This is a genomic window from Pseudonocardia ammonioxydans (genome assembly GCF_900115005.1).
Lineage (GTDB): Bacteria > Actinomycetota > Actinomycetes > Mycobacteriales > Pseudonocardiaceae > Pseudonocardia > Pseudonocardia ammonioxydans.
This window is the reverse complement of record NZ_FOUY01000110.1, coordinates 1-4,584: the sequence shown is the minus strand read 5'-3', so window position 1 is coordinate 4,584 and position 4,584 is coordinate 1. Positions and strand designations below refer to the sequence as shown.

The 4,584-nt window shown below is 72.8% G+C and carries 6 protein-coding genes; 3 read left to right on the top strand and 3 right to left on the bottom strand.

Annotation, left to right across the window (positions count from 1 at the left end):
- Nucleotides 1–317 (top strand): transposase (locus tag BM093_RS34165; RefSeq protein WP_143105704.1); only part of this gene is annotated, 317 nt, incomplete at its 5' end.
- On the opposite strand, the gene BM093_RS34160 is transcribed toward BM093_RS34165, so the two are convergent.
- The gene (locus BM093_RS34160; protein WP_245773993.1) at nt 302–928 is read right to left on the bottom strand and encodes a TauD/TfdA dioxygenase family protein; all 627 of its coding nucleotides are present in this window, start codon (nt 926–928) and stop codon (nt 302–304) included. The genes BM093_RS34165 and BM093_RS34160 overlap by 16 nt on opposite strands.
- Nucleotides 929–1,266: 338 nt before the next feature.
- Nucleotides 1,267–1,659 carry a MerR family transcriptional regulator gene (locus tag BM093_RS34155; protein ID WP_093357411.1) on the bottom strand — a complete coding sequence of 131 codons (393 nt, stop codon included), beginning with the start codon at nt 1,657–1,659 and terminating at the stop codon, nt 1,267–1,269.
- Nucleotides 1,660–1,714: 55 nt separating this feature from the next.
- On the opposite strand from BM093_RS34155, the gene BM093_RS34150 reads away from it, so the two are divergent.
- Nucleotides 1,715–2,662 carry an alpha/beta fold hydrolase gene (locus BM093_RS34150; RefSeq protein WP_245773992.1) on the top strand — a complete coding sequence of 316 codons (948 nt, stop codon included), beginning with the start codon at nt 1,715–1,717 and terminating at the stop codon, nt 2,660–2,662.
- Between the two features lie 24 nt (nt 2,663–2,686).
- Here BM093_RS34150 and BM093_RS34145 read toward each other — a convergent pair whose 3' ends face one another.
- On the bottom strand, nt 2,687–4,216 hold the full coding sequence (locus tag BM093_RS34145) for a class I adenylate-forming enzyme family protein (protein ID WP_218163065.1): 1,530 nt from the start codon (nt 4,214–4,216) through the stop codon (nt 2,687–2,689).
- Nucleotides 4,217–4,294: 78 nt separating this feature from the next.
- On the opposite strand from BM093_RS34145, the gene BM093_RS34140 reads away from it, so the two are divergent.
- The coding region (locus tag BM093_RS34140) for a transposase (RefSeq protein WP_218162914.1) at nt 4,295–4,584 on the top strand (290 nt) is incomplete at its 3' end.

Sequence of the window (4,584 nt, the reverse complement as noted above, 5' to 3'; positions counted from 1 at the left end):
GACCGGGCGGACGGTGGAAGACCGTGACTGTGTACGCGATCACCAGCCTGACCGGTTTCGACGCCGACCCGGGCCTGCTCGCGCGCTGGATCCGCGGCCACTGGGGCATCGAGAACCGGTTGCACTGGGTCCGCGACGTCACTTACGACGAGGACCGCTCCGCGGTCCGCACCGGGAGCGGTCCTCAGGTCATGGCCGCCTTCCGCAACCTTGCGATCACCGCCCTGCGGCTATCGGGTGCGACCAACATCGCCGCCGCGCTGCGTCACCACGCCCGCGACACGCTCCGACCGCTGGCCACCTACAAGATCACCTGACGACTTTGCCGGGACCCTGGGTACACGGTGGAGGTGAACTCCTGGCGGTACGCGGTCTGGGCCTCGGACAGCTCAGTGGTCGCGTGCGCGGTGGCGTAGTCGTAGTCGTTGCTGTGCTCGGCCCAGAGCCCGTCGGCGAGCGCACGCAACGGCGCCGGCAGCCCCGCGTAGGCGGCGACGGTGTCGGCGAACACGGTGTCCCCGCCCGCGGGCGGGAGCACCTGCGCGCGCAGCGTTGTGAACGACGGCGGACGGTCGACGAAGGTGACATCGGAGTGCCAGCTGTTGGCCCGGGTCCCCCGGCCGGAGTCCACCGGCAGCACCGCGGCCTCGGACCGTCCGCCGGAGATCGTGGGATGTGCGGTCCTCAACGGCCCCAGCAGCCGCGCGAACCCGGCGTGGGCGGCGTCGTCGAGGTGGTCCTGACCACGCAGGAACACGACCTTGTGCTCGAGCAGGGCGGCCCGGATCCCGGCGACCACGTCCTCGCCGAGGTCAGGGCCCAGCCGTACGCCGGTGATCTCGGCACCGAGCGTGCCGGCGACCGGTCGCACCTCGATCCCGGCGAGCGGGTGATCGGTCGTGGGCGTGGTGGCGGTGGTGGTGGACAAGGTGGTCGTCTCCATTTCCTCGGCAGTTTCCGGGCAGCCCGGAGAACCGTTTCGCGACACCGCGGAAAGCACTGGCGAAACGGGGGCGGGCCGGGGTGCCCGACCGGGCGGCAGCGCCGCGTCTCCGATCAGGACAGCGGATCAGCGCAGGTCAGGGCGAGAACTCGCGCCCAGCGGGGCGCGGTGGGTGAATCAGCGACAGCCGGTGGAGTTCACACGGAAGAGGTCGACATGACGTCGACGTGTGAGTCCGCAATTCGGCACGCAACCAATTTGCGACACGGCCGGACGAGTGTCAACCGAGGGGTCACAGAATGGGAGCGGGGCGAGGTGTCCGGTCAGGTTGCGCGCGACGGGCCCGCCGGCGAGGTGACCGCGTAGGCCGAGCACGCCGGGCAGCGCGTGAGCAGGTCGTGCTCGCACGCGACCACGTGCGCGAGGAACGTCTCGGTGGCGTCGAGGTGGGCCCGCTGCCGCCGGATCCGGGCCAGATGGTGCTCGATCACACTCGCCCGGCTCGCCTCGTCCCGGTGCAGCACCAGCCGGACCTCGGCCAGGCTCAGGCCGACCTCCTGGCACGCACGGAGCACGCGCATCCGGTGCAGGTGCTCCTCGGTGTACTCACGGTGCCCGGCCGGGGTGCGATCCGGGACCACGACGCCCTCGGCGTCCCAGTGCCGCAGGACGTGCACCGCGACACCGAGCCGCCGCGCGGCCTCACCGATCCTCATCCGTCCAGGATGCACGCTTGCCCTCAGGTCGACCTGAGGTTCTAGCGTCCGCGCCGTGTCCGAACCCCGCTCCCGCCCCGATCCGAGCGATCCGCGCCACGATCTCCCCGACCCGGGGCACCGCCTCCCCGACCCGGGGCACCGCCTCCCCGACCCGGGATTCAGCCTCCCCGACCTAGGACACGTCGATCTCGACGGCACGACCGTCGCGACCCGGATCCTGGAACCGGTGGGTCGCCCGGCCCGGGCCGATGTCGTCCTCTGCCACGGGACGCCGTGGTCGTCGCTGGTGTGGGGGCCCGTGGCCCACCGGCTCGTCGACGACGGCTACCGCGTCCTGCTGTGGGACATGCCGGGGTACGGCCGGTCGGCCGCGCCCGCCGACGTGCCGGTCGGGCTCGACCACCAGATGGCGCGGTTCGCCGCACTCCTGCGCCACTGGCGGCTCGACGGGCTACCGCACGTCGTCGCACACGACATCGGCGGCGCCGTGGCCCTCGGGGCCCACCTGCTCCACGACGCCGGGTTCGCGAGCCTGTTCCTGTGGGACGTCGTGGCCCTCGAGCCGTGGGGATCGCCGTTCTTCCGGCTGGTCGCCGAGCACGAGGAGGTCTTCGCGGCGCTGCCCGGGCCGCTGCACCGCGCGCTCGTGCGGGAGTACGTCGCCGGTGCGGCCCGCCACCGGCTCTCCCCGGAGTGGGTGGAGGCGCTGACCGAGCCGTGGACGGACGCCGGCCTGCCCGCCTTCTACCGGCAGACCGCCCAGCTCAGCCCGGCGCACACCCGCCCGGTCGTGTCCCGGCTGGCGGAGCTCCGTTGCCGGGCCGGCATCGGTTGGGGCGCCCAGGACCCGTGGCTGCCGGTCGACCAGGCGGCACGGCTGCAGCGCGCGCTCCCGGGCGACCCGCCCGTGACCGTGCTGGACGACGTCGGCCATCTCGCACCCGTCGAGGCGCCCGCGGCGGTGCACCACGCGCTGGCGGACTGGCTCGCAGCCGGGTGATCGCGGGGCACGACGGCGGCCGGGTCACCGTCCGTGCACCGGCGGTCCCCAGTCCGTCCCCTCCCGCAGCGGGCGTTTGAGGATCTTCCCGCCCGGGTTGCGCGGCAGGGGCTCGTCGCGCACGGCGACGAACTGCGGCACCTTGAAGTCGGCCAGCGTCGCCCGCAGGTGCTCCAGCACCGCGCCGATCTCGAACACGGTGCCCGGCAGCGGCACGATCACGGCCCCGACCTTCTCCCCCAGCATCTCGTCCGGGACCCCGACGACGGCCGCGTCGGCCACGCCGGGCGCACCGGCCAGCGCGTTCTCCACCTCGACCGAGTACACGTTCTCGCCGCCCCGGTTGATCATGTCCTTCGCCCGGTCGACGATGTGGGTGAGCCCCTCGTCGTCGATCCGGGCCAGGTCGCCGCTGTGCAACCAGCCGTCGACGAACGTGTCCCGGGTGGCCTCGGGCTTGTTCCAGTACCCGGCCACCACGTTCGGGCCCCGCACCAGCAGCTCCCCGACCCCGGCACCGTCCGGCGCCGCCAGCGCCAGGTCCACCACGGGCGCGGCGAACCCGACCGAGTCCGGGTGGGCAGCGGCCCAGGCGTCCGGCAGGAACGTGGCGATCGACGACGTCTCGGTGAGACCGAACCCGTTGCCCAGTGCCGCCTCCGGGAACCGCTCGCGCAGCCGCGCGATCAGCGCAGGGGCGATCGGCGCACCGCCGTAGGACACCCGGGTGACCGAGGAGAGGTCGAACGCGCCGATGTCGGACCGGGCCAGCGCCAGCGCGTAGATCGCCGGCGCGCTGGTGAGGACGGTGATCCGTTCCTGCTCGACGGTCCGCAGGAACGCCTGCACCTCGAACGCGGGCAGCACGACCGTCGTCCCGCCGATGGCCAGCTGCACGAGGAGCTGGCTGTTGCAGCCGGTCACGTGGAACAGCGGCACCGACACCAGGTTGCGCTGCGCCGGGCCGCTCGCGCGGTCGAGGTCGATCACCCGCAGCGCCGTCTCGATGTTCGACAGGAAGTTCTCGTGGGTGGTCATCGCCCCCTTGGGGAACCCGGTCGTCCCGCTGGTGTAGAAGATCGCGGCCGTGTCCGCGGGCCCCGCCTCCTCCGCGGCGCACGGGCGCCCGTCCGGCAGCGGTGCGCCGGGGCGCAGCGCGAACGTCGCGCCGGAGTCCCGCAGCACGTACTCGATCTCCGGTTCGGCGAACCGGGTGTTCACCGGGACCGCGACCGCACCGGCCAGCTGCGTCCCGAGGAAGCCGAGCACCCAGTCCACACCGGCCGGCAGCAGGTTCGCCACCCGGTCCCCCGGGCGGATCCCGGCCTCGCGCAGCCCGCCGGCGACCCGCGCCGACCGGTCCCACAGCTGCCGGTAGCTCAGCCGCTCACCGCCCACCTCGACCAGTGCCTCGACCTCCGGATGCCGGTCCACCGTGGACCGCAGCATGGTCACCAACGACGACGGCAGGCCGGTGTAGCGGGCGACACCCCGCCCGTCGCGGGTGATACCGGAGAGGTCGAACGGCGCAGCCCCACGCGGACGGGGTTCCACAGCGGACTCCACGGGCTCCACGGACTCCACGGGACTGTAAGAACATCGGTGTAACTCCGATCAAGGAGTGTGGACCCGATGACAGACCAAGCAGCTGAGCCGGTCGACCTCGACAGCGTGACCGACGAGGAGCAGCTCGTCGATGATGACGGCGCGCAGGCAGGGCTCGACGCGGTCGACGAGCAGTTGATCGCCCAACTCGCCGGCCGCGCCCGCGCGAACGGGCTCGACCTGACCGGCGAGAACGGCCTGCTCGCGCAGCTCACGAAGCGGGTCCTGGAGTCCGCGCTCGAGGGCGAGATCACCGACCATCTCGGCTACCAGGCCCACGATCCGGCCGGACGCAACGGCGGAAACTCCCGCAACGG